Source organism: Streptomyces sp. NPDC090106, assembly GCF_044747265.1.
GTDB lineage: Bacteria > Actinomycetota > Actinomycetes > Streptomycetales > Streptomycetaceae > Streptomyces.
Genome location: NZ_JBIVDS010000001.1, coordinates 738092 through 761615 on the forward strand (window position 1 = coordinate 738092; position 23524 = coordinate 761615).

Annotated in this window: 21 protein-coding genes; 7 read left to right on the forward strand and 14 right to left on the reverse strand. The window is 72.7% G+C overall.

Annotated elements, in window-relative coordinates:
* Positions 1–43: 43 nt before the first annotated feature.
* Genes ACIPSE_RS03300 through ACIPSE_RS03310 form a run of 3 tightly spaced genes read left to right on the forward strand, consistent with a single transcriptional unit; the run spans position 44 to position 1709 of the window.
* Complete coding sequence (locus ACIPSE_RS03300; protein WP_401656861.1) at positions 44–550, forward strand: carboxymuconolactone decarboxylase family protein; 507 nt, start codon at positions 44–46, stop codon at positions 548–550.
* Entirely contained in the window at positions 547–993 is a 447-nt protein-coding gene (locus tag ACIPSE_RS03305) for a carboxymuconolactone decarboxylase family protein (RefSeq protein ID WP_401656863.1), read from the forward strand. Before ACIPSE_RS03300 ends, ACIPSE_RS03305 begins: the two co-directional genes overlap by 4 nt.
* Complete coding sequence (locus tag ACIPSE_RS03310; RefSeq protein WP_401656865.1) at positions 990–1709, forward strand: isocitrate lyase/phosphoenolpyruvate mutase family protein; 720 nt, start codon at positions 990–992, stop codon at positions 1707–1709. The genes ACIPSE_RS03305 and ACIPSE_RS03310 overlap by 4 nt, the downstream gene beginning before the upstream one ends.
* 30 nt (positions 1710–1739) lie before the next feature.
* Here ACIPSE_RS03310 and ACIPSE_RS03315 read toward each other — a convergent pair whose 3' ends face one another.
* From ACIPSE_RS03315 to ACIPSE_RS03335, 5 genes are all read right to left on the reverse strand, one after another.
* Positions 1740–2687 (reverse strand): ABC transporter substrate-binding protein, encoded by a 948-nt coding sequence (locus ACIPSE_RS03315; RefSeq protein ID WP_401656868.1) that lies wholly within the window; start codon positions 2685–2687, stop codon positions 1740–1742.
* 1 nt (position 2688) lies between these two features.
* Positions 2689–4623, reverse strand: coding sequence for an ABC transporter permease (locus ACIPSE_RS03320; RefSeq protein ID WP_401656870.1), 1935 nt, complete (start codon positions 4621–4623; stop codon positions 2689–2691).
* A complete protein-coding gene (locus ACIPSE_RS03325; protein ID WP_401656873.1) occupies positions 4623–5825 on the reverse strand; it encodes a glycine betaine/L-proline ABC transporter ATP-binding protein in 1203 nt (400 codons plus the stop codon). The genes ACIPSE_RS03320 and ACIPSE_RS03325 overlap by 1 nt, the downstream gene beginning before the upstream one ends.
* Positions 5825–7345, reverse strand: coding sequence for a GMC family oxidoreductase (locus tag ACIPSE_RS03330; RefSeq protein WP_401656875.1), 1521 nt, complete (start codon positions 7343–7345; stop codon positions 5825–5827). Before ACIPSE_RS03330 ends, ACIPSE_RS03325 begins: the two co-directional genes overlap by 1 nt.
* 69 nt (positions 7346–7414) lie before the next feature.
* The gene (locus ACIPSE_RS03335) at positions 7415–8908 is read right to left on the reverse strand and encodes an aldehyde dehydrogenase family protein (protein ID WP_401656877.1); all 1494 of its coding nucleotides are present in this window, start codon (positions 8906–8908) and stop codon (positions 7415–7417) included.
* A 169-nt stretch (positions 8909–9077) separates the two neighbouring features.
* Here ACIPSE_RS03335 and ACIPSE_RS03340 point away from each other — a divergent pair, with 169 nt between their 5' ends.
* Positions 9078–9848 (forward strand): hypothetical protein, encoded by a 771-nt coding sequence (locus ACIPSE_RS03340; protein ID WP_401656879.1) that lies wholly within the window; start codon positions 9078–9080, stop codon positions 9846–9848.
* A gap of 51 nt (positions 9849–9899) precedes the next feature.
* Here the strand turns inward: ACIPSE_RS03340 and ACIPSE_RS03345 are convergent, their stop codons facing one another.
* The 6 genes from ACIPSE_RS03345 to ACIPSE_RS03370 form a co-directional block, all read right to left on the reverse strand.
* A complete protein-coding gene (locus tag ACIPSE_RS03345) occupies positions 9900–10877 on the reverse strand; it encodes a hypothetical protein (protein ID WP_401656881.1) in 978 nt (325 codons plus the stop codon).
* A gap of 125 nt (positions 10878–11002) precedes the next feature.
* A complete protein-coding gene (locus ACIPSE_RS03350) occupies positions 11003–11992 on the reverse strand; it encodes a malate dehydrogenase (protein WP_401656883.1) in 990 nt (329 codons plus the stop codon).
* Between the two features lie 381 nt (positions 11993–12373).
* Positions 12374–13543 (reverse strand): DUF2690 domain-containing protein, encoded by a 1170-nt coding sequence (locus ACIPSE_RS03355; protein WP_401656885.1) that lies wholly within the window; start codon positions 13541–13543, stop codon positions 12374–12376.
* Between the two features lie 357 nt (positions 13544–13900).
* Positions 13901–14374, reverse strand: a complete 474-nt coding sequence (locus ACIPSE_RS03360) for a helix-turn-helix domain-containing protein (protein WP_401656887.1) — start codon at positions 14372–14374, stop codon at positions 13901–13903.
* A gap of 231 nt (positions 14375–14605) precedes the next feature.
* Entirely contained in the window at positions 14606–15094 is a 489-nt protein-coding gene (locus ACIPSE_RS03365; RefSeq protein WP_401656889.1) for a DUF3017 domain-containing protein, read from the reverse strand.
* Complete coding sequence (locus ACIPSE_RS03370; RefSeq protein WP_401656891.1) at positions 15084–15938, reverse strand: bifunctional methylenetetrahydrofolate dehydrogenase/methenyltetrahydrofolate cyclohydrolase; 855 nt, start codon at positions 15936–15938, stop codon at positions 15084–15086. Before ACIPSE_RS03370 ends, ACIPSE_RS03365 begins: the two co-directional genes overlap by 11 nt.
* Positions 15939–16247: 309 nt before the next feature.
* Between ACIPSE_RS03370 and ACIPSE_RS03375 the strand changes: the two genes are divergently transcribed.
* From ACIPSE_RS03375 to ACIPSE_RS03385, 3 genes are all read left to right on the forward strand, one after another.
* The gene (locus tag ACIPSE_RS03375; RefSeq protein ID WP_401656892.1) at positions 16248–16898 is read left to right on the forward strand and encodes a hypothetical protein; all 651 of its coding nucleotides are present in this window, start codon (positions 16248–16250) and stop codon (positions 16896–16898) included.
* A 320-nt stretch (positions 16899–17218) separates the two neighbouring features.
* On the forward strand, positions 17219–18421 hold the full coding sequence (locus ACIPSE_RS03380; RefSeq protein ID WP_401656894.1) for an acyl-CoA dehydrogenase family protein: 1203 nt from the start codon (positions 17219–17221) through the stop codon (positions 18419–18421).
* A 92-nt stretch (positions 18422–18513) separates the two neighbouring features.
* The gene (locus ACIPSE_RS03385; RefSeq protein WP_401656896.1) at positions 18514–20280 is read left to right on the forward strand and encodes a protein kinase; all 1767 of its coding nucleotides are present in this window, start codon (positions 18514–18516) and stop codon (positions 20278–20280) included.
* Here the strand turns inward: ACIPSE_RS03385 and ACIPSE_RS03390 are convergent.
* The 3 genes from ACIPSE_RS03390 to purN form a co-directional block, all read right to left on the reverse strand.
* Positions 20277–21017, reverse strand: coding sequence for an AAA family ATPase (locus ACIPSE_RS03390; protein WP_401656898.1), 741 nt, complete (start codon positions 21015–21017; stop codon positions 20277–20279). The two genes, ACIPSE_RS03385 and ACIPSE_RS03390, sit on opposite strands and share 4 nt — an antisense overlap.
* A 62-nt stretch (positions 21018–21079) precedes the next feature.
* A complete protein-coding gene (gene purH / locus ACIPSE_RS03395) occupies positions 21080–22651 on the reverse strand; it encodes a bifunctional phosphoribosylaminoimidazolecarboxamide formyltransferase/IMP cyclohydrolase (RefSeq protein WP_401656900.1) in 1572 nt (523 codons plus the stop codon).
* The gene (gene purN, locus ACIPSE_RS03400) at positions 22648–23277 is read right to left on the reverse strand and encodes a phosphoribosylglycinamide formyltransferase (protein WP_401656903.1); all 630 of its coding nucleotides are present in this window, start codon (positions 23275–23277) and stop codon (positions 22648–22650) included. The genes purH and purN overlap by 4 nt, the downstream gene beginning before the upstream one ends.
* Between the last annotated feature and the right edge of the window lie 247 nt (positions 23278–23524).

Here is a 23524-nt window from a genome sequence, read left to right on the forward strand (position 1 = left end):
ATGGACCATACTCCTGGGCTGCCTGGCTCCTAGGGTCGATGACATGAGCAGCGCAGAGCAGACCCTTCGGCCCGTCCGGTACGCCCCCGCCCACACACCCCGGCTCGCCTGGGCCGAGCTGGCCCCCGAGGTCTTCAAGGCGATGGTCAGGCTCGACGCGGCGGCCCGCAGAGGGCTCGACCCGAAGCTGCTGGAGCTGGTGAAGGTCCGGGCCTCGCAGATCAACCGGTGCGCGCTCTGCGTCGACATGCACAGCAAGGACGCGCTCGCGGCGGGCGACAGCGTCGAGCGGATCGTGCAGCTCAGCGCGTGGGAGGAGTCGGAGCACTTCTACACCGGTCAGGAGCTGGCGGCGCTGGCGCTGACGGAGGCGGTGACGGTGCTGACCGACGGGTTCGTGCCGGACGAGGTCTACGAGCGGGCGGCCGAGCACTTCGACGAGGTGGAGCTGGCGCAGCTGATCGCCGCGATCACGGTGATCAACGCGTGGAACAGGTTCGGGGTGACCTGCCGGCTCGTTCCCGGGCACTACCAGCCGGGGCACAAGTGACCGTGCGCACCGGGCGGCTGGACCGGGATGTCGCGCAGGCCATGTCCGCGCTGAGCGCCGCCGCGAAGAAGGGGCTCGGGGACCCGGCGCTCGCCGAGCTCGTCGTGATCCGGGCCTCGCAGCTCAACCACTGCGCCTTCTGTCTGGACATGCATCTGCGGATCGCCCGTGAACACGGGGTGAGCGAGCGGCAGTTGGATCTGCTGGCCGCCTGGGAGGAGGCCGAGGGCGTCTTCGACGAGCGGGAGCGGGCCGCGCTGGCGCTCACGGAGGCGGTGACGGTCCTGACGGACGGGTTCGTGCCCGACGCCGTGTACGAGCGGGCCGCCGAACACTTCGACGCCGCCGGGCTCGCGCACCTCGTCGCCCTGGTCGTCGCCATCAACAACTGGAACCGGGTGATGGTGAGCCGCCGGGTCCCGCCGGGAGGTCGCATCGTATGAACAAGGCCGAGCTGTTCCGGAGTCTGCACCGCCGCCGGGCCGCGGACGACCCGCTCGTCCTGCCCGGCCCGTGGGACGCGGCCAGCGCCAGGGTGTTCGCCGACGCGGGGTACCAGGCGCTGGCGACACCGAGCGCCGGGGTGGCGGCCTCGCTGGGGCACGAGGACGGGCGGACCCCGGCGGACGAGATGTTCGCCGCGGTCGCGCGGATCGCGCGGGCCGTGGACGTACCGGTCTCCGCGGACGTGGAGGGCGGGTACGGGCTCGCGCCGAAGGAGCTGGTGGAGCGGCTGCTGGAGGCCGGGGTGGTGGGCTGCAACCTCGAGGACTCCGACGGGGGTGGTGTCCTCAAGGACCCTCGGCGGCATGCCGAGTGGCTCGCCGAGGTGCGGTACGCGGCGGGTGACGACCTGTTCGTCAACGCCCGTATCGACACCTTCATCCGCGGGGTCGACGATCCCGGACAGGCGATCGAGCGGGCGGCGCTGTACACGGCGGCGGGCGCGGACTGCGTGTATCCGATCGAGGCCCCGCACAAGTTGCTCCCGCTGCTGCGGTCGGGCATCCGGGGTCCGGTCAACGTGGTCGCGAAGGTCGGAGCGGGCCCCTCGCCCGCCGAACTGGGCGGGCTCGGGGCCACGCGGATCACCTTCGGGCCGGGGCTCCAGCGCCGGACGACCGCGATCCTCCAGGAGCTGGTGGAGGAGATGCGCTGACCGGCGCCGGCCGGGCGGACGGGGGTGGCGTCAGGACAGCCACGCCTTCCAGGTGGACTCGTGGTCGTCCGCCCACTTCTTCGCCGCCTCCTCGGGGGTCAGCTTCTGGTCGGCGATCAGCAGGGAGACCTCGTTCTGGTCCTCGGTGGTCCACGTGAACTTCTTCAGGAAGGCCGCCGCGTCGCCGCCGCTCCTGGCGAAGTCCGCGTTGAGGTACTTCCTGAGCGGGGTGTGCGGGTAGGCGCAGGCGACCTTGTCGGGGTCGGCGTCGCAGCCCTCCTTGTAGGCGGGCAGCTTCACCTCCGTCATGGGGACCTTCTCGAAGAGCCACTGCGGGGCGTACCAGTAGGTGAGGAAGGGCTTCTTCTCCTTGGCGAACTGTTTGATCTGGGTGATCTGGGCGGCCTCCGAGCCGGCGAACACGACCTGGTAGTCGAGGTCCAGGTTCTTCACCAGGGACTTGTCGTTGGTGACGTAGGACGGGGAGCCGTCCAGGAGCTGGCCCTTGCCGCCGCTCTCCGCGGTGCGGAGCCGGTCCGCGTACGTGTCGAGGTTCTTCCAGTCGGTGACGTCGGGGTGGGCCTCGGCGAAGTACGTGGGCACGTACCAGCCGATGTGGCCGGTGACCCCGAGGCCGCCGCCGTCGACGATGGTCTTCTTGTCGTCGACGTAGCGCTGTTCCTGTTCGGGGTGGCCCCAGTCCTCCAGGATCGCGTCGACGCGGCCCTGGCTGAGGGCGTCCCAGGCGGGGACCTCGTCGACCTGGACGGTGTCGACGCGGTAGCCGAGCTCGTGCTCCAGGAGGTACTGGGCGACGGCCACGTTGGCCTGGGCGCCGACCCAGGACTGGACGGACAGGGTCACCGTCCGGGCGCCCCGCGCGTTGGCGAACGGGGAGGCCTGCCGGGTCATGTCGGCGGCGCCGCAGCCGGTGAGCAGGACGAGCGAGGCCAGGGCGGCGGTCGTACGGACACGCATGTCAGGCTCCCTTCGCCGGGTGGCGTTCCGCGGGCTGGGTCACCCGGTCGAGCATCAGGCCGAGGCAGACGATCGCGGCGCCGGCCACCAGCCCGGTCGCCAGGTCGCCCTGGGCGAGGCCGAAGACGACGTCGTAGCCGAGGGCGCCGCCGCCGACCAGGCCGCCGATGATGACGACGGCGAGGACGAGGACGACGCCCTGGTTGACGGCGAGCAGCAGGGAGCGCCGGGCGAGCGGGAGCTGGACCTGCCGGAGCTGCTGGGCGGGGGTCGCGCCGAGCGAGCGCGCGGACTCCAGGGCGGCCGGGTCGACCTGGCGCAGCCCCTGGGCGGTGATCCGGACGACGGCGGGCAGCGCGTAGACGACGGCCGCGGCGACGGCGGGGGCGCGACCCACCCCGAACAGGGCGACGACCGGGATCAGGTACACGAACTGCGGCATCGTCTGGAAGACGTCGAGGACCGGGCGCAGCAGCCGTTCGACGCGGTCGCTGCGGGCGGCGGCGACCGCGGTGGCGAAGCCGATGACGAGGGTGACGGCGACGGCGGCGAGGACCTGGGAGAGGGTGTCGAGGGAGGCGTCCCACACACCGAGGACACCGATGGCGGCCATGGCGAGGGTCGCGGTCAGGGCGGTGCGCCAGGTGCCGATGAGCCAGGCCAGGGCGGCGACCAGCAGCAGTACCGACCACCAGGGCAGCCACTGGAGGCCGTCGCGCAGCGGGTCCAGGACCCAGGTGGTGAAGTGGGCGGCCCAGTCGGCGGTGCCGCCGATGACGGGGACGCCGGAGTAGAGGTGGGCGGTCATCCAGTCGACGGCCCGGTTGACCGGCTCGGCGATGCCGACGACCCAGGCGTCGGGCCAGTCGAGGCGGCCGGTGAGCCGTCCGGCGACGGCGATCGCGAGGGCGGCGACGAGGGCGTAGGGCCATCCGGCGCGGGTGCGGTGCTCGGTGCCGTCAGCGGCGGCGGCCGTGACCCGGTCCAGGACGACGGCGAGGAGCACGATCGGGATGCCGGCGGCGAGCGCGGCGCCCACGTCCACGGAGGCCAGCGCCTGGTAGACGCGGTCGCCGAGGCCGCCCGCGCCGATCACGGAGGCGATGACGGCCATCGACAGGGCCATCATGATCGTCTGGTTGAGGCCGAGGAGGAGTTCCTTGCGGGCCAGCGGGATGCGGGCGGTCAGCAGGCGCTGGCGCGCGGTGGCGCCGAGCGAGTCGACGGCTTCGAGGACCTCCTTGTCGGCGCCGCGCAGGCCGAGCGCGGTGAGCCGGGCCATGGGCGGGGCGGCGTAGACGACGGTGGCGAGGACCGCGGCGGGCACACCGATGCCGAAGACCAGGACGACGGGGAGGAGGTAGGCGAAGGCGGGCAGGACCTGCATGGTGTCCAGGACCGGGCGCAGGGCGCGGTCGAGGCGGTCCGAGAGTCCGGCGGCGAGGCCGAGCAGCGCGCCCACGGCGACCGACGCGGCGACCGCGACGACCATCAGGGCGAGCGTCTGCATGGTGGGCACCCACATGCCGAGGAAGCCGCAGGCGAGGAAGGCCGCCGCCGTGCCGAGGGCGAGCCGGGGCCCGGCCACCCGCCAGGCGGTCAGCGCGCCGAAGGCGGTGACCCCGGCCCAGCCGAGGGCGAGGAGGGCGAGATAGACGGCCCGGACGCCGAGGACGACCGCGTTGCTGACGTGGCCGAGGAAGTAGAGGAACAGGGGGTGGCTGTCCCGGTTGTCGATGATCCAGTCGCTGACACCGGTGAGGGGGCGGGTGAGGTCGACGGTGAGGGCCGCAGGCCAGGCCCCGCCGGTCCAGCGGGCGCTCGCGAGGGGGACGAGGACCGCTGCGGCGAGCGCGAGCAGCAGGAGCTTGCGGACGGCCGGGCGGCGCAGGGCGGCGGGGAGCGCGCGGGGCGCGGGGGCGGTGATCGTGGCCATCAGACGGCCTCCTTGGACGGACCCTTCACGGCGGCGCCGGCCGGTCCGTCGGCCTCCGGGGCCGGACCGGCACGGTCCTCGTCCGCGGCCGGACCCGTGCGGCCGTCTCCCTGAGCGGCGGCACCCGTCGAGCCCGCGCCACCGGCACCCGTCGAGCCCGTGCCACCGGCACCCGTGCCGACCGTGCCCGCCACGACCCCGATCAGCGTGTCCGAGTCGACGACGCCCAGGCATCGGCCCTCGTCCACCACGCGCGCGGGCGATCCGGCGCGGGCGACGGCCTCGATGGCCTCGGAGACCGTCGCGTCGGGCGGGAGCGCCGGGCCGCTGCCCGCCTCCCCGGCCGAGGCGGCGCGCAGGGCGGTGCGCACGGTGAGGACCTGTTCGCGGGGCACGTCCCGCACGAACTCGCGGACGTAGTCGTCGGCGGGCGAGCCGACGATCTCCTCCGGGGTGCCGAGCTGGACGACCCGGCCGTCGCGCATGAGCGCGATGCGGTCGCCGAGCTTCAGCGCCTCGCTCAGGTCGTGGGTGATGAAGACCATCGTGCGGCCCTCCTCGTGGTGGAGCCGGACGACCTCCTCCTGCATGTCGCGGCGGATCAGCGGGTCGAGGGCGCTGAACGGCTCGTCGAACAGGAGGACCTCCGGGTCGACGGCCAACGCCCGCGCCAGGCCGACGCGTTGGCGCTGGCCGCCGGAGAGCTGGCTCGGCTTGCGCTGTTCCATGCCCTCCAGGCCGACCTTGGCGACCACCTCGGCGGCGCGTTCACGGCGCTCCGCCCGGCCGACGCCCTGGATCTCCAGGCCGTAGGCGACGTTGTCGAGGACCGTGCGATGGGGCAGCAGGCCGAAGTGCTGGAAGACCATCGCGGCCCGGTGGCGGCGCAGTGCGCGCAGCCGGGAGCGGTCCATGGCGCGGACGTCCTCGCCGTCGATGGCGATGGTCCCGGCGGTCGGTTCGATGAGCCGGGTCAGACAGCGCACGAGGGTGGACTTCCCGGACCCGGACAGGCCCATCACCACGAACACCTCGCCCTTGCGGACGTCGAAGGAGACGTCCCGGACGGCGGCGGTGCAGCCGGTGCGGGCGCGCAGGTCGGCGGGGGCCAGCGAGGCCAGTTCCGGGTCCGCCGGGACGCGCTCGGCCTTCGGTCCGAACACCTTCCACAGACCTTCGACGGAGAACACGGGGGCGTTCATCACACGTCACCTCCCACCAGATCGACGGCTCGTTCCCCGACCATGAGCACGCCGATCATCGGGTTCACGGCGGTCATCGTCGGGAAGACGGACGCGTCGGCGATCCGGATGCCGTCCAGGCCGCGGACGCGCAACCGGGGGTCGACGACGGCGAGTTCGTCGTCGACCGCGCCCATGCGGCAGGTGCCCGCCGGGTGGTAGACGGTGTGGGCGACCTTGCGGGCGTACTCGCTCAGCTCCTCGTCGCCGACGATCTCCGGGCCCGGGGCGACCTCGCGCTTGAGCCAGCCGGCCAGCGGCTCGGTCCGCGCGATCTCGCGGGCGGCGCGGATGCCGTCGACGAGGGTGCGGGCGTCGTAGTCGTCCTCGTCGGTGAAGTACCGGAAGTCCAGGGCGGGTTTGACGGACGGGTCGGCGCTGGTGAGGTGGAGCCGGCCGCGGCTCCTCGGCTTGGGGATGTTGGGGGTCATCGAGACGCCGTGCGGGGGGCGTTGATAGCCGAGGCGCTCGGGGTTGTCCGTGAAGGGGATCTGGTAGAAGTGGAACATCAGGTCGGGGCCCGCGTGTTCGGGGTCGCGGCGCACGAACAGGCCCGCGTCGGAGTCCATCGCGGAGTTCTCCGGGATCGGGCCGTGGGTCTCCCACACGATCACCGACTCGGGGTGGTCGAGGAGGTTCTCGCCGACGCCCGGCAGATCGTGGACGACCGGGATGCCGAGGGCTTCGAGGTCGGCGGCGGGTCCGATGCCGGAGTGCAGCAGCAGGCGCGGTGAGTCCACGGCGCCCGCGCACAGCAGGACCTCGCCCCGCGCGCGGACGGTGAACTCCTCGCCGTCCTTGTCCCGGACGTGGACGCCGCGCACCCGGGTGCCGTCCAGCTCCAGCCGGTGGGCCCAGGTCTCCAGCAGGAGGGTCAGGTTGGGGCGTTCGTCCATGACCGGGTGGAGGTAGGCCACGGAGGCCGAGGACCGCTTGTTGTCCTCGGGGTGGTAGGCGAGGTCGAAGAAGCCGGCGCCCTCGGTGAACGGCTTGCGGTTGAAGCCCTCGACGCGCGGCACCTGGAGCGCGGCCTGTGCCGCGTCGACGAAGTCGCGGGCGATGGCGTTCCGGTCCTTCTCGTCGACGGGGACGATGTTGTTCAGCAGCCGGGCGTAGTACGCCTCCATCGGCACCGCGCCCCAGCCCTTGGCGCCCGCCTCCTCCCACTCGTCCCAGTCGGAGGGCAGCGGCTTGAAGGCGATGAGCGTGTTGTGCGAGGAGCAGCCGCCGAGCACCCGGGCGCGGCTGTGCCGGATGTGGGAGTTGCCGCGGGGCTGCTCGGTGGTCGGGTAGTCGTAGTCCAGTTCGCCGCCGAGCAGGCCCATCCAGCGGCGCAGGGTCAGGACGTCGTCGCGGCCGACGTCGCTGGGGCCGCCCTCGATGACGGCGACGGTGACATCGGGGTTCTCGGTGAGGCGGGAGGCTATGACGGACCCGGCGGTGCCGCCGCCGATCACGACGTAGTCGTACTCGTGGTGCATGGGATCTCCTGGGTGGGGGGGCCGGCCGGAACGGAAGGGGGTGGCTCCGGCCGGCCGGGGAGCGGGGCGTCAGCCGGCGAACCAGCGGACGGGCTTCGGCGCGAGGTTCTGGTAGACGTGCTTGGACTCGCGGTACTCGGCGAGCCCGGCGGGGCCCAGTTCGCGGCCGACGCCGCTCCGGCCGAAGCCGCCCCACTCCGCCTGCGGCAGATAGGGGTGGAAGTCGTTGATCCAGACGGTGCCGTGGCGCAGCAGTCCGGCGACGCGGCGGGCGCGGCCGGGGTCGGCGGTCCAGACGGCGCCGGCGAGGCCGTACTCGGTGTCGTTGGCGAGGCGGACCGCCTCGTCCTCGGTGCGGAAGGTCTCGACGGTGAGGACCGGGCCGAAGACCTCCTCGCGGACGACCTTCATCTCGCGGTGGCAGGCGTCGAGGACGGTCGGCTCGTAGAAGTAGCCGGGCCCGTCGGGCCGCTTGCCGCCGGTGCGGAGCACCGCGCCCTCCGCGAGGGCGGAGGCGACGTACGCCTCGACCTTCGCGCGCTGCTGCTCGGAGACGAGGGGGCCGCACTCGACGCCGTCGTCGGTGCCGCGGCCGAGGCGGATGCGGGCGGCGCGGTCGGCGAGTTCGGCGACGAAGCGGTCGCGGACCGACTCCTCGACGATGAGGCGGGAGCCGGCCGAGCAGACCTGGCCGCTGTGGATGAACGCGGCGTTCAGGGCCTGGTCGACGGCGGTGTCGAAGCCCTCCTCGGTGGCGCAGGCGTCGGCGAAGACGACGTTGGGGTTCTTGCCGCCGAGTTCGAGGGCGACCTTCTTCACCGTGGGGGCGGCGGCCTGGGCGACCTTGACCCCGCTGGCGAGGCCGCCGGTGAAGGAGACGAGGTCGACGCCGGGGTGCTCGGCGAGCCGCGCGCCGACGGAGTGGCCGGGGCCGGTGACGAGACCGGCGACACCGGCGGGCAGCCCGGCCTCGGCCAGCAGCTCGATCAGCGCGACGGTGGTGAGCGGGGTGATCTCGCTGGGCTTGACGACGAAGGTGTTCCCGGCGGCGAGCGCCGGGGCGATCTTCCAGCTCGCCTGGAGCAGCGGGTAGTTCCAGGGGGTGATGAGCGCGCACACGCCGACCGGCTCGTGCACGACGACGCTGTGCACGTCGGGCGAACCGGCGTCCACGACCCGGCCGCCGGACTCGGCGGCGACGAGGCCGGCGAAGTAGCGGAAGGCGTCGGCGACGCAGTCGATGTCGACGCGGCCCTCCTCGACGGTCTTGCCGGCGTCCCGGCTCTCCAGCAGGCCGAGCCGTTCGCGGTCGCGCACGAGGAGGTCGGCGACGCGGTAGAGGAGCGCCGCGCGCTCGGAGACGGGGGTGCGGGGCCACTCGCCCCGGTCGAAGGCGCGCCGGGCGGCTTCGACCGCGAGGTCGGCGTCCCGCTCGTCGCCCTCGGCGACCACGGCGAAGGGCCGGGCGTCCGCGGGGTCGACGACCTCGCGGGTGGCGCCGGAGACCGCCTCCCGCCACGCGCCGTCGACATGGATCGTCCGGTGTTCGTGCTGCCTTGCCATGAGCGTTGTCGCCTTCCGTTCCTGTTCCGCTCCCGTGGGTCACACAGGTGTCGTCCACGGGGACCGTCACCGCCTGCCCTCGCCCCGGAATTGCATGCGCAAGGGGCGGGCGAAAGTGCGACGCGTCACTGAGAATGCGGGCGAATTTCGCAAAACGTACGCTGAAGGGGTGACGCAGGGTGGAGGTGACGTCATGGCCCTCAGGTCATTGGCCGCGGTCGTCGCGAGCGCGACGCTGCTGCTGGCGCCCACGGCGGCGTACGGCGACGACGACCTCAGCGCACGGCAGCTCGCCGACGAGGCGAAACGCAACCTCCTCGACGCCGACTCCGTGCACCTGGAGCTGACGGACGACAGCACCGGCGCGAGCGCGAGCACCACACAGCCCGCCTCCATGGACCTCACCCTGGACCGGGACGGCAACTGCGTCGGCTCGATGGAGATGGGCGCGGACGGCGGCAGCGTCGAGATCGTCAAGCAGGGCGACGAGGTGTGGATGAAACCCGACACCGCGTTCTGGAAGGCACAGGTGCCGGGCGCGCAGGGCGACGCGGTGGCCGAGCTCTTCAAGAACCGCTACATCCACGGCTCCACGGACGACGCCATGCTCAAGGGGATGGCCGACACCTGCGACCTGACCGCGTTCCAGCGGGAGGCCGCGGGCGACGACTCCGGGAAGGCCGCCCTGACCAAGGGCGCGGAGACGACGGTCGACGGCACGAAGGTCGTCCCGCTCACCGGCGAGGAGGACGGCAAGAAGGCGGTCCTCTACATCACCTCCGACTCCCCGCACCGCCTGGTCAAGGCCACCCAGCAAGGCGACGGCACCGACCTGACCCTGGCCTTCTCGCGGTACGACGAGCCGGTGCCGACGGCGACACCCTCGGCGGACGAGACGGTGGACGTGAGCAAGCTCCAGCAGGAACTCCAGAGCATCTGACACCGGGGCGTCAGGGCGCCGAAGTGCACCCTGACGAATCCGGCGAACTCGCTAACCGCAGTCGGCCCCCGTCGGGCAGAAGGAGTCCAGCGCCATGGCGAGCGGCTCGCGCACGAGGGCGACGGGCAGTGCGCCGGGGCCGCTGGAACGGATGGCGTAGGAGTCGCCGCCGGGTGCCCGGAAGCGGTGGTCGACGACCTGGCGCGGGCCCTTGTCCTCGTCGTCGTAGCGGTAGGCGAGCTCGGACCAGGTGGCGCCCTCGTCCCGTGCGAGGACCTGGTAGCCGGGCTGGTGGGCGAAGCCGTAGCCGGGGTCGGTCTCGGCCTTGCGCAGCGACGAGGCGGGGTCGTCCTCGGTGACGAGGAAGATCTGGAGCTGACGGCCGCCGTCGGGGTCGTCGTAGAAGACGACCGGGGCCTTCTCGCCCTGCGTCTGTCTGCGGACCCAGCCGGCGGGGACGACGAGCGTGTAGCCGACGGGGTCCCGCACCCGGCGGTAACCGGCGGCGGGCTCCGAGGGCTCCGGGGACAGGGAGGGACCCGGCGACGGGTTCCGCGACGGGGACTCCAGGGGCGAGGCCGGCGGGCGGGAGGTCGTGGCGGCGACGCCCGTGCCCGGTGCGGCGACCGGTCCCGTCGCCCCCTCACGCGTCAGGAACCAGACACCGGCCCCCGTGCCCGCGCCCAGGACCGCCGTCACGGCGACGATCACCAGCAGCCGCCGGACCGCCGGGGGCGACGAGGGCGGGGAGGGCGGCGGCACGTAAGGAGAAGGAGCGGGAGGCGGCGGGACGGCCGCCCAGGGTGGTGGTGTCTGCGCAGTCCCCGTCTCGGCCGACGCCCAGGGTGGTGGCGTCCGCGACGCCCTCGTCTCGGCCGACGCCCACGGAGGCGGTGCGGCCGACGTCTGTGTCTCCGCCGACGCCCACGGCGGCACCGCACCCCAGGCCGCCTGCCCCTGCTCCTCGCTCGGCGCGCGCTCGTCGGAACCCGAGCTGTGCCCTTCGCCGTCGCCGTTCCATCCGCTCATCGCGGCCCCCGAATCACCTTGGCGGGTACCGCTCTTGACGGTAGCGGCGAAAACGGGCACGGGCCCCGTCCCGGACGAAACCGGAACAGGGCCCGTGTGCGCTTGTTACAGCGGGCGGGGGCGGCTCAGATGAGGCCGAGCGCGCGGACCGCCTCGCGCTCCTCCGCCAGCTCGGCGACGGAGGCGTCGATGCGGGCGCGGGAGAACTCGTTGATCTCCAGGCCCTGGACGATCTCGTACTGCCCGTCCTTGGTGGTGACGGGGAAGGAGGAGATCAGGCCCTCCGGGACGCCGTAGGAGCCGTCCGACGGGATGCCCATGGAGACCCAGTCGCCGTCGGCGGTGCCGTTGACCCAGCTGTACACGTGGTCGATGGCGGCGTTGGCGGCGGAGGCGGCCGACGAGGCGCCGCGGGCCTCGATGATCGCCGCACCGCGCTTGGCGACGGTCGGGATGAAGTCCTCGGCCAGCCACTTCTCGTCGTTGACGACCTCGGCCGCGTTCTTGCCGCCGATGCTGGCGTGGAAGATGTCGGGGTACTGGGTGGCGGAGTGGTTGCCCCAGATGGTCAGCCGCTTGATGTCGGCGACCGTCGAGCCCGTCTTCTTCGCGAGCTGGGTCAGCGCGCGGTTGTGGTCCAGGCGGGTCATCGCGGTGAAACGCTCGGCCGGTACGTCCGGGGCGGCGGCCTGCGCGATGAGCGCGTTGGTGTTGGCCGGGTTGCCGACGACGAGGATCTTGACGTCGTCCGCGGCGTGGTCGTTGATGGCCTTGCCCTGCGGCTTGAAGATGCCGCCGTTGGCCTCCAGGAGGTCACCGCGCTCCATGCCCTTGGTGCGCGGGCGGGCGCCGACGAGCAGGCCCACGTTGGCGCCGTCGAAGGCGACGTTCGGGTCGTCGGTGATGTCGATGCCCTGGAGGAGCGGGAAGGCGCAGTCGTCGAGCTCCATCGCGGTGCCCTCGGCGGCCTTGAGCGCCGGGGTGATCTCCAGGAGGCGCAGCTTGACCGGCACGTCCGCGCCGAGCAGCTGGCCGGAGGCGATGCGGAAGAGCAGGGCGTAACCGATCTGGCCGGCCGCGCCGGTGACGGTGACGTTCACGGGAGTGCGGGTCATGGCGTTCTCCGTATGACAGCTGGCGGTGGGCGTCCTTGCCCTGGCGAGCGGACGTACAAATGATCGATCTCTTGGTATCAAGAGATCCAGCGGTCAGGCTATCGCGCATCCGGGACCGCGGACCGCCGGGCCCCTGTGGCCCACCCCACACAGCGCTTCGACCCGGCGCTTCCGCGCGGCCCGCCCGCACAGGCCGTTCACGGGAAAGGGGAACGGCGGCCGTCCGTCCGGGAGAGGTGTGACGGATACGGCCGCCGTGTGGGGGCACCGACAGGGCCGGATTCCCGTGGGGGTACGTGACGCGTGCCCACGAATCGTCCGGCCATGCCTGTGCGCCCGAAATCGCCCACCGGCGCGACGCTCACCGTGCGCGCGCGGCGCCTACTGCGTGCAGCCCTTCTCCCCCACCGCCAGCGTCGCGCACGCGACCGCGTCGCCCGCGTCCTTGACGGCCACCATCGGCGTGTACGCGATGGTGTCCCCGGCGGTCGTGATGCTGTCGGCCTGCTTGGCGCCTCCCGCCGAGACCTGGACCTCGTCGCCCTGCGCGGCCTGGGTGATCCGGCCCCACGCGGCACCGCAGGTCTTGCTGTAGCGCACCTCCACGACCGTCGTGCCCACCGTGGCCGTCTTGGCGGTCGTCACCGCCGCGGTGTCCTTGGTGCAGCCCATGGCCTCCGCGTCCTTGCCGGTGCAGGAGTCGCCCGCGCACTTGACGCCCGCCGGCAGGTCGACCGACGCGCTGGCGGACGGGGAGGGCTTGGTCGAGCCGCTCTCGTTCTTCTTGTCGCCGCCGCTGGTGAGGAAGTACGCGCCGGCTATCACGACGAGCACCCCGACGACGCCCGCGAGGAACATCGTCAGCCGCCGCTTGCCGCCGCCCGGCGCGCCGGGTGCGGCGGCCGGACCGGGGGCCTGCGGGGGCTCGCCGTAGGACGTGCGCGGGGCGCCCGGAGCCGGTGCCGCGGAGCGCGCCGCGCCCGACGGGGACGGGCCCTGGTAGCCCGCCATGCCCCAGGAGTTGACGCTCTCACGCACCTCGGGCCGGGCGTCCTGGACCTCCGGCGACGCCGGCTGCGACGGCACCGAGGGGACGGACGGGGCGGTGGACGGTATGGACGGGGCCACGCCCGCCGGTCCGGCGATCCCCGGGGTCACCCCGGGCGTCGCCGTGGCGCTGCCGCTCTTGCGGGCCGTCCTGGCGCCCTTGGCGCCCGCGGGCGGCGCCCCGAACTCGCTGAGCGCGGCGCGCGCCTGCGAGATCCGTATCGCCTCCATGGTCATGTCGTGGCGCATCTCCGAGCGGCTCCAGGCGCGTTCGGCGAGCTCCCACATCGTGGTCAGGTGAATGGGATTGGTGCCGGTGACCTCGGCCAGGGCCACGATGGCGCCCTTGGGCGCGAGCAGCCGGCCGTTGAGATAACGCTCCCAGGACGTCTTGCTGTAGCCCGTGCGGTCGGCCAGCGCCGCGATGCTCAGCCCGCTGCGGTCCACGAGCCGCCTGAGCTGGCTGGCGAACTCCCTGACCTGCGGATCGAGTTCATCGGGCAAGGCCCTCCAACGAGGCATTGCTTCCCCCTCTTCCCCCCGGTTCGTGCTGGCTGTTCTGCGTACCCGTGTGTGCTGCCCACTGCTCGGTCCCCGTCTTGGCTACCCACAGGGATGCGCGCGACAAGGATCTCAGTTCCCCGGGTGGGGGCGCACGGGTGCGTCGGGGCCCGGAGGCATGCACCGTTGCACGCGCGCCCGGCCGCGGTCCAGTCTTCCAGTACAGGGACGACCCGAACCGTCCCGATCGGTCACGCTAACGCGGTTGTTGAACGACTTCGTTGCAAATCCGCGAACTTGTCAACACATCGCCACACGGACCGCACATCGGACGTAACACCGGCCACTTCGCTGCGAAACTCACCCGAGGGCCACCGCGCCGACGACCGTGACGACAAGCAGCGCGGCCAGCAGGAGCACGGCGGTGAGCAGGGTCCGGTGCGCGGCGGACGGCGGCTCGGCGGGCGGCGGCTCGGCGGGACGCTCCTCCCACCAGGGCAGCGTGGGGTCGTCCTCGTACTCCTCGGCCCCGGCGGGGCGTTCGGGCACGGTGGCCGAGCGGGGCCAGGCCTGGACGGCCATCTCCCAGCGCAGCCCCATGCGCTCGGCGTCCGGGCGGGCGAGCCCCGCGATCCGGCACAGCGCGATGACGGCCTGCCGGGGCGGCGGCTGGCCGGCGTTGAGATAGCGGTGCCAGGACGACTTGCTGTACGCGGTGCGCGCGCCGAGCGAGGCCAGGCTCAGGCCCGTGTCGTCCTTGAGCCGCCGCAGCGCCCGCACGAAGTGCCGCACCTCCGGCGGCAGGTCCTCCGGCAGCGGCTGCCAGGCGCCCATCGCTCACCTCCACGGTGTCGGACGAGGTCAGGCCCCTGGCCGGTTCCCCGGAAGGCGTCCGCTGTGACAGGGACCGGACACCGTAGCGAAACGGTCACCTCCGGGGCACAGCGCTCCGACAGGCGTTGAACGGCGCCTTCGCCGTGCAGGAGGGTTGTGCCCGGCGGCGGCCCGTCCTTCATCGGGGGAGAGGACGGACCGCCGCCGCATGTGCCGGGGGCGTCGGGCGGGTCAGTTGCTGACCGTGAAGTGCAGCGTGTCCTTGAGGAACGGGATGACCAGCCACGGCTCCGGCTGGGCCATGAGCGCCAGCAGCGCGATCGCGCTGCCGAGCACGCCGTAGGTGACGATGTCGGTGAACCGGGAGCGGACCGCGAGCATGCCGACGTCCGGCAGCAGCCAGCGCATCGCGCCGCCGGCCAGCAGCCCGGCGCCGATGAGCAGCGAACCGACCCGGAACTGGTCGAGCGCGATGACCAGCAGACCGACCGCGACCGTCGCGAGCACGACGAGGATGGGCCACTGCCGGGCGGGCGCCGGAGCGTCGCCCGGGGCGGCTCTGCCGCCGCCCTCGGGTCGGGCCGTGTCCTTGGTGAACAGCGGGAAGCGCCGGGTGGCGCGGCGCGGTCGCCCCTGGGCGTCGGGCGCGCTGATGGCGTCCCGCACCTCCAGGTCGTCCGTGCGCGGGCCCTCGGCGGCGGGCGGGGTGTCAGCCGGCACTGCGCTCCGCCGCCTCGACCACGTTGACGAGGAGCTGCGCCCGGGTCATCGGGCCGACGCCGCCGGGGTTGGGGGAGATCCAGCCGGCGACCTCGGCGACGCCGGGGTGGACGTCGCCCACGATCTTGCCCTCGGCGTTGCGCGAGACACCGACGTCCAGGACGGCGGCGCCCGGCTTCACGTCCTCGGGGCGGACCAGATGGGCCGAGCCGGCCGCGGCGACGATGATGTCCGCGCGCTTGAGGTGGGCCGACAGGTCACGGGTGCCGGTGTGGCACTGGGTGACGGTGGCGTTCTCGCTGCGGCGGGTCAGCAGCAGCGGCATCGGGCGGCCGATGGTGACACCGCGGCCGACGACCACGACCTCGGCGCCCTTGATCTCCACGCCGTGGCGGCGCAGCAGGGTGAGGACGCCGTTGGGGGTGCAGGGCAGCGGGGCGGGCTCGTTGAGAACCAGGCGGCCGAGGTTCATCGGATGAAGGCCGTCTGCGTCCTTGTCCGGGTCCATCAGCTCCAGGATGCGGTTCTCGTCGATGCCCTTGGGCAGCGGGAGCTGGACGATGTAGCCGGTGCAGGCGGGGTCCTCGTTCAGCTCGCGGACGGCCGCCTCGATCTCCTCCTGCGTGGCCGTCTCCGGCAGTTCGCGCTGGATGGAGGCGATACCGACCTGGGCGCAGTCGCGGTGCTTGCCGGCTACGTACTTCTGGCTGCCGGGGTCGGTCCCGACGAGGATCGTGCCGAGGCCGGGCGTGACGCCCTTCTCCTTCAGCGCCGCCACGCGGGCGGTCAGATCGGACTTGATCTCTGCTGCGGTGGCCTTGCCATCGAGAATCTGGGCGGTCATGCCCCCATCCTCGCGGATGACCGGGCCCGGCTTCCAATCCGGGTCCCCGGGCGGCCGTACGGGCACCCGTGCGCACGTCCGTGCAGAGGCTCGTACAGGCAGCCGCAAAACGGCACTCACCATGATCAGTGATGTTGCACTTGCACAACACATATGGAATGCGGCTGGACAACGAACCGGCCACTACAGAACGATTGTGGCCACAGTGCCGCGGGCTGTACCGGGGGGACGAACCGCATCTGTTGAACCTTCCTCCGACCGTGCCGCTCGTCGTCCCCGCACATTCGGCAAACCGGAGGAACAACCGCCATGAGTTTCGGCGATCCGAACAATCCCTACGGGCCCCCGCCGCAGCAGCCCCCGGCCGCTCCCGGCTACGGCTATCCCCAGCAGCCGCCGCAGCAGCCCGGCATCCCGCCGCAGCAGGCGTACGGCTACCCGCAGCAGCAGGCGTACCCCGGCTACCCGGGCGCCAACATGGTGCCCCAGTCGATGCCGGGCCTGCTGACGACGGCCCGCGTCTTCCTCTACATCATCTCGGCCGTGCAGATCCTCGGCGGCCTCGTCTACCTGTACCTCGGCGCGTTCGTGAGCGACGTGTCGGACTCGGCGGACTCCCTGAGCTCGTCCTCCGACGACCCGTTCAGCGAACTCGGTGACATCGGCAACGCCGCCGCCGGGCTCATCGCGGGCATCGGCGTCTTCTGCCTGGCGCTCGCGGCGCTCTCCATCACGCTCGGCGTCAAGTTCGGCAAGGGCGGCCAGGGTGTGCGGATCACCACGGTCATCTACGGCGCGCTCGGCACCATCGCCGGTCTGCTGTTCCTCTTCGTCGGCCTCGACACCGGCATGGCCTCCGCGGTCATCTTCCCGCTCCTGTGGGTCGTGTTCGGCGGCGTCATCACCGCGGCTCCCGTGGTGCCCAGCGGCACGGCGTGGTTCAACCGCCCGCGCTACTGACAGCGTTCGCGCCACGGAACGTCCGGCGCCAGCCCGCAGCAGGGCCGTGCCCCACCTCACGAGGGGGGACACGGCCCTGCTGCGTACCGGGGGCGGCGAAACACAGTGGCTCAAGTCCCCCTGGTTGCGCGAGAGTTGACCCACGTCACCGGACACGGGCAGGGCGTGAAAGCGCCGTGCGGACCCTCCGAAAATCGAGGTACCGCTCATGCTCCGCATCGAGGAGAATCCTCGGATATGCCGCTGAACCAGACGGCATACGGCAAAAGTCATGGAAGGTACACAGGTACCACACATCGGGAAAGATGTACGGGGGAACCATGTACGGAGGCTTCACCACCGCACGCCACGAACTGCTGCGCGCCGAGGTCGGCGCCTTCGCCGAGACCGAGGTACGGCCGCGCGTCCCGGAGATGGAGGCCTCCAGGGCCGTCCACCACGAACTGTCCCGGCTGATCGCCCGCCAGGGCTGGATCGGCGTCACCGTCGACGAGGCGTACGGCGGGATGGGCGCGGGGCACGTCGCCAAGACCGTCGTGATCGAGGAACTGGCCCGGGTCAGCGGCGCGATGGGCGCCATGGTCCAGGCCTCGCAGCTCGGCGTCGCCAAGATCCTGCACTTCGGCGACGGCGCGCAGTGGGCCACGTGGCTGCCGCGCATCGCGAGCGGCGACCGGCTGCCCACGATCGCGGTCACCGAGCCGGAGTCCGGCGGCCATGTCCTCGGCATGCGGGCGACGGCCCACCGCGAGGGCGACTCGTACGTGCTCAACGGCCGCAAGGTGTTCGTCGGCAACAGCCATGTCGGCGATCTGCACGGCGTCGTCGTGCGCACCGGGCCCGGCTCGCGCGGGCTGTCCGCGTTCCTGGTGGAGAGCGACCGGCCCGGCCTCTCGCTCGCCCCGCAGCGTCCGGCGCTCGGCCTGCACGGCTTCTCGTTCGGCGAGCTGGTCCTGGACGGCGTCCGCGTCCCGGCGGCGAACCTGCTGGGCGCGGAGGGCGACGGGATGGCCGTCGCGTACTCCTCCAGCGTCCTGTACGGCCGCGCCAACCTCACCGCGGTCTCCCTCGGCATCCACCGCGCGATCGTCGAGGAGACGGCGGCGTACGCGGCCGAGCGGCGGCTGTACGGGCGTCCGCTGGCCGAACTGGACTCGGTGCGGCAGAAGCTGGGCCAGATGCAGTCCAACCTGATGACCGCGGGGACCGTCGCCTACCACGCGGTGGACCTGCTCGACCGGGGTCTGCCGTGCGACGCGCAGCTCATGAACGCCAAGCTCGTCGGCGTCGAGTCCAGCCTCGACTCGGCCCGTCTGGCGATGGAGGTGCACGCCGCCTGCGGTCTGTTCACCGACCGTCCCGTCGAGCGTTTCGTCCGCGACGCCCACCACATCTACGCCCCCGCCGGCACCTCCGACATCCAGCGTCTGCGCCTCGCGGAGAACGCGCTCGGAACGGTGAAGGGCGAGCAGTGGTCGGTCCGGTTCGCCGCGCACGCGGCGCCTCTGCCGGTCGCGGCGTGAGGGACACCCTGCGGGCGTTCACCCACGCACGGTAACCTCACGCCAACTGAAGTGACGCGTGGGGCAGTTGGGAAAGGTCGGGCGGGGGATCCATGACGGACCAGAGGCAGCAGGTGCCGCCCTACTCCGCCGCGCTGCGGCAGGCGGGCGGCACGCCCCTGCTGCCCGCGGACCCCGCCCGGATCGGCCCGTACGTGCCGCTCGGGCGTCTGGGCAGCGGCGGGATGGGCCGGGTCTTCCTCGCCCGTCCCGCCGGCGACGCCCCGGGGCTCGCCGCGGTGAAGGTGATCCGGCCCGAGTACGCCGAGGACCCCGAGTTCCGGCGGCGGTTCGAGCGCGAGGCGTCGGTGCACGCCCGGGTCGTCACCCCCTACGCACCCCGTCTGCTCGGCACCGGCTTCGACGACGAACTGCTGTGGATGGCCACCGAGTACGTCCCGGGCCTGAACCTCGCCGAGGCCGTCAAGGGCTCAGGCCCGCTCGGCTCCGCCGGGGTGTGGCGTCTCGTCGCCGAACTGGGGCGGGCCCTGTCGGCGCTGGCGGACGCCGGAGTCGTGCACCGGGACCTCAAGCCGTCCAACGTGCTGCTGTCCGCGGACAGCGTGCACGTCATCGACTTCGGCATCTCGCAGGCGGTGGACAGCAGCGCGATCACCGGGACCGGGAGCCGGGTCGGCACACCCGCCTTCATGTCCCCGGAGTATCTGCGCGAGGGCCGCTGCGACGGCGCCTCCGACGTCTTCTCCCTCGCCGGGACGCTGATCTACGCCGCGACCGGCCACGCCCCCTTCGGCGACGGCACCGGCGTGGACGTGATGCACCGGGTCGCCTTCGAGGAGCCGAAGGCGGACATCATGAGCGGCCTGTCCACCACGGACCGGGTACTGGCCACGCTGCTGGCCGGCTGCCTGGCCAAGGACCCGGCCGGCCGCCCGACCCCGCGGCAGCTCATCGACGCCGCGCCGGGCGCGCAGGCCGTCGCCTGGCAGGACCCCCTCGGCGAGCGGCTGCGCACCCTCCGGCAGGGCTACGAGGTGCTGACCCAGGTCTCCGCCGAGCAGACCGTCCACTTCCGCGCCCCGGCTCCCGCCCGGCCCCCCGGCTTCGGCCCGCCGCCGGTCCTCGACCCCACGCCGGTCCTCGACCCGGCGCCCGTCCTCGACCCCGGGCACGACACGCGGGGCACCGGGACACGCCGTATCCGCCGGAAGCCGTACCTCGCGCTCGTGGCCGGTGCCGCCGTGTGCGCCGTCGCGGCCGGCGCGTTCTTCCTCACCCGCCCGTCCCTCGGCACGGCCGCCGCGAGCTCCCCGGCCGCCTCTGCCGACGGCTCCCCCGCCTCCGCGGCGGCGGGCTCCCGGCCGTCCAACGTGGCCATCTCCCCCGGCGAGGCGGAGAAGGACGACGAGGACGAGGGGAAGAAGACGGACGGCGGCAGCGAGAAGAGCAGCACCGCGCCGCAGGCGTCGACGACGCCGAGCGGGACCCCGGCGGGCACCACCCCCTCGGCCACCGGCACCCGCGGCAGCGGAGGTGACGGCGACGACGACGGCAGCACGCCCGCTCCGACGGCCACCGTCACCAGGACGGCCTCCGCGCCCGCCACCCCCGCCTGGATATCGGACTGCACCTACTACTCCGGCAACGGCCTCACCGACTACGGCGACACCGGCCAGCGGGTCGTCCAGGTCCAGTGCATGCTCACCAAGCGCGGCTACAGCGTCGGATCCTCGGGCGTGGACGGCGAGTTCGGCCGGGACACGGAGGCGGCGGTGAAGCAGTTCCAGTCGGCCAGGGGCCTGGAGGTGGACGGCCAGGTCGGCCCGAAGACCTGGGCGGCCCTGCGCTCCACCACCTAGGGCCGGTCCATCAGATGGCGCAGATAGCTCCACGGGTCGTCGAGGTAGCGGCGCCAGTGGTCGACCAGTTCCAGGTCCCGCCACTCGGTTCTTCGTATGCCGTGCGCGCCCACCTCCAGGACGTCCGCGCCGGGGAGCGCGGTGAGCAGGGGTGAGTGGGTGGCGCAGATGATCTGGGCGCCGGTGCGGGACAACGCGTCGAAGGTGAGGACGAGTTCGAGGCAGGACGCGAAGGACAGCGCGGACTCGGGCTCGTCGAGGACGTAGAGACCGGGTTCGGCGAAGCGTTCCCGGAAGGCCATGAGGAAGCCCTCGCCGTGGCTCATCTCCTCCGGGGAGCCGGAGACCCGGCCGGTCCGCTCCTCACGGCCCAGCGCGTCCAGGGCGGTCTCGGCCCGCAGGAAGAAGCCCCGGCGGCGGGTGTGCGGGCCGCGCAGCATCCGGCGCCCGGCCGCGCCCGCCTCGAACCGTATCCGGCCGCCGAGGACCGACGGCGCGCGCGGACCGGCGTAGCGGTAGCCGGCCGAGCCGCCCCACGGGTCAAGGCCGAAGCCCTCGGCGAGCGCCTCGACGAGCGTCGACTTGCCCGAGCCGTTCTCCCCGACGAGGAAGGTGACCGGGGCGGTGAAGCGCAGCCCCTCGTCGAGCAGTTGGCGTACGCACGGCACCGACCAGGGCCAGTCACCGGCCCCGGTCTCCGCCTCGGCGGCATGGGCGTACGCGCGTTCCACGATCATGCCGTCAGGCTCTCACCCGCCACTGACAACGGCAGGGTGAGAGCCCGGGCGGCCGGTCGGTGTCAGTGGAAGAAGTGGCGGGTGCCCGTGAAGTACATCGTCACGCCGGCCTTCTGCGCGGCCTCGACGACCAGTTCGTCGCGGACGGAACCGCCCGGCTGGACGACCGCCTTCACGCCGGCCGCGGTGAGGATCTCCAGGCCGTCAGGGAAGGGGAAGAAGGCGTCGGAGGCGGCATAGGAGCCCTGCGCGCGCTCGGCGCCCGCCCGCTCGACGGCCAGCTTCGCGGAGTCGACGCGGTTGACCTGGCCCATGCCGACACCGACGGAGGCGCCGTCCTTGGCGAGCAGGATCGCGTTGGACTTGACCGCGCGGCACGCCTTCCACGCGAAGGCCAGCTCGCGCAGCTCCTCGGCGTCCAGCGCCTCGCCGGTGGCGAGCGTCCAGTTGGCCGGGTCGTCGCCGTCGGCCTGGAGGCGGTCGGTGACCTGGAGGAGGACACCGCCGTCGACGGGCTTGACCTCGACCGGGTTCGCGGGGGCGCCCGCGGCCTTCAGGACCCGGATGTTCTTCTTCCTGGCGAGGGCTTCGAGGGCCCCCTCCTCGTAGTCCGGGGCGACGATGACCTCGGTGAAGATCTCCGCGACCTGCTCGGCCATCTCCTTGCTGACCGGACGGTTCACGGCGATCACACCGCCGAACGCGGACAGCGGGTCGCACGCGTGCGCCTTGCGGTGCGCCTCGGCGACGTCCGCGCCGGTCGCGATCCCGCACGGGTTGGCGTGCTTGATGATCGCGACGGCCGGCTCGTCGTGGTCGTACGCGGCACGGCGGGCGGCGTCCGTGTCCGTGTAGTTGTTGTACGACATCTCCTTGCCGTGCAGCTGCTCGGCCTTGGCCAGACCGGCGCCGGAGCCGTCCACGTACAGGGCGGCGGGCTGGTGCGGGTTCTCGCCGTAGCGCAGGGTGTTCTCGCGCTCCCAGGTGGCGCCCAGGAAGTCGGGGAACCGGGACTCGTCCACGGGCGCGTACTCGCTCGCGAACCAGGAGGCGACGGCCACGTCGTAGGACGCGGTGTGCTGGAAGGCCTCGGCGGCGAGCCGCTTGCGGGCGGCGAGGTCGAAACCGCCGTCGGACACGGCCGCGAGGACGTCGGCGTAGCGGGCAGGGCTGGTCACCACGGCCACCGAGGGGTGGTTCTTGGCGGCGGCGCGGACCATGGAGGGGCCGCCGATGTCGATCTGCTCGACGCACTCGTCCGGGGAGGCGCCGGAGGCGACCGTCTCGCGGAACGGGTAGAGGTTGACGACCACGAGGTCGAAGGGCTCCACGCCCAGCTCGGCGAGCTGCTCGCGGTGGCTGTCCAGGCGCAGGTCGGCGAGGATGCCGGCGTGCACGCGCGGGTGCAGCGTCTTGACACGGCCGTCCAGGCACTCGGGGAAGCCGGTGAGCTCCTCGACCTTGGTGACGGGGACTCCGGCGGCGGCGATCCGGCCTGCGGTGGAGCCGGTGGAGACGAGTTCCACGCCCGCCTCGTGCAGCCCGCGCGCGAGGTCTTCGAGGCCCGTCTTGTCGTAGACGCTGACGAGCGCCCGTCGAATGGCCCGCTTGTTGCTCTCGGCGGTGACGGTCACGTGATGACTACCTTTCGTCCCTCAATGCGATGGCCGTTGCGGGCGAGCCGCCCCACGACCTCGACGAGCAGCGTGCGCTCGACTTCCTTGATGCGCTCGTGCAGAGCGCTCTCGTCGTCCTCGTCCCGGATCTCCACCACGCCCTGGGCGATGATCGGTCCGGTGTCGACGCCGTCGTCGACGAAGTGGACGGTGCAGCCGGTGACCTTGGCGCCGTACGCGAGCGCGTCACGGACGCCGTGGGCCCCGGGGAAACTGGGCAGGAGGGCGGGGTGGGTGTTCACGAACCGCCCGCCGAACAGGGCGAGGAACTCCTTGCCGACGATCTTCATGAACCCGGCGGAGACCACCAGATCGGGTTCGTGCGCGGCGACCGCCGCGGCGAGCGCGGCGTCCCACTCCTCGCGGGTGGCGTGGTCCCTGACCTTCGTCACGAAGGTGGGGATCCCGGCCCGCTCGGCCCGCGCGAGCCCTTCGATGCCCTCGCGGTCGGCCCCGACGGCCACGATCCGCGCGCCGTACGCCTCGGCTCCGGTCGTCTCGATGGCGTCCAGCAGCGCCTGGAGGTTGGTGCCGGATCCGGAGACCAGCACGACAAGGCGCTTGGCCACGGGCTTGGCGGCCACGGCGGGGCCCTTTCTCGGGGGAGCGTTTCCGTACGGTCGGCCGCGCGTGGACGGGGCATGTACGTTCGTACGAATGCTTCGCGCCCCGGGATACGGGGAAGTCTACGAAGCGGCCGATCGTCAGCAACGATACCGGCACTCCGGACGGCCCCCACGGGACGGGGGCGTGGCCGGAAGGTAGCGTCTGGGAGAGCCGGAGTCGGGAACGTGGTGGTCGTGCGGTGCGTTCCCGGAGTGAAGGCCACCG

What these genes read in the sequence shown, in the direction of transcription:
- ACIPSE_RS03330 (WP_401656875.1), bottom strand. Translation starts at nt 7,345, where the DNA reads ATGCACCACGAGTACGACTACGTCGTGATCGGCGGCGGCACCGCCGGG.
- ACIPSE_RS03320 (WP_401656870.1), bottom strand. Translation starts at nt 4,623, where the DNA reads ATGGCCACGATCACCGCCCCCGCGCCCCGCGCGCTCCCCGCCGCCCTG.
- ACIPSE_RS03360 (WP_401656887.1), bottom strand. Translation starts at nt 14,374, where the DNA reads ATGGGCGCCTGGCAGCCGCTGCCGGAGGACCTGCCGCCGGAGGTGCGG.
- ACIPSE_RS03390 (WP_401656898.1), bottom strand. Translation starts at nt 21,017, where the DNA reads ATGATCGTGGAACGCGCGTACGCCCATGCCGCCGAGGCGGAGACCGGG.
- ACIPSE_RS03315 (WP_401656868.1), bottom strand. Translation starts at nt 2,687, where the DNA reads ATGCGTGTCCGTACGACCGCCGCCCTGGCCTCGCTCGTCCTGCTCACC.
- ACIPSE_RS03325 (WP_401656873.1), bottom strand. Translation starts at nt 5,825, where the DNA reads ATGAACGCCCCCGTGTTCTCCGTCGAAGGTCTGTGGAAGGTGTTCGGA.
- ACIPSE_RS03345 (WP_401656881.1), bottom strand. Translation starts at nt 10,877, where the DNA reads ATGAGCGGATGGAACGGCGACGGCGAAGGGCACAGCTCGGGTTCCGAC.
- ACIPSE_RS03370 (WP_401656891.1), bottom strand. Translation starts at nt 15,938, where the DNA reads ATGACCGCCCAGATTCTCGATGGCAAGGCCACCGCAGCAGAGATCAAG.
- ACIPSE_RS03380 (WP_401656894.1), top strand. Translation starts at nt 17,219, where the DNA reads ATGTACGGAGGCTTCACCACCGCACGCCACGAACTGCTGCGCGCCGAG.
- ACIPSE_RS03350 (WP_401656883.1), bottom strand. Translation starts at nt 11,992, where the DNA reads ATGACCCGCACTCCCGTGAACGTCACCGTCACCGGCGCGGCCGGCCAG.
- ACIPSE_RS03335 (WP_401656877.1), bottom strand. Translation starts at nt 8,908, where the DNA reads ATGGCAAGGCAGCACGAACACCGGACGATCCATGTCGACGGCGCGTGG.
- ACIPSE_RS03375 (WP_401656892.1), top strand. Translation starts at nt 16,248, where the DNA reads ATGAGTTTCGGCGATCCGAACAATCCCTACGGGCCCCCGCCGCAGCAG.
- ACIPSE_RS03300 (WP_401656861.1), top strand. Translation starts at nt 44, where the DNA reads ATGAGCAGCGCAGAGCAGACCCTTCGGCCCGTCCGGTACGCCCCCGCC.
- ACIPSE_RS03385 (WP_401656896.1), top strand. Translation starts at nt 18,514, where the DNA reads ATGACGGACCAGAGGCAGCAGGTGCCGCCCTACTCCGCCGCGCTGCGG.
- ACIPSE_RS03310 (WP_401656865.1), top strand. Translation starts at nt 990, where the DNA reads ATGAACAAGGCCGAGCTGTTCCGGAGTCTGCACCGCCGCCGGGCCGCG.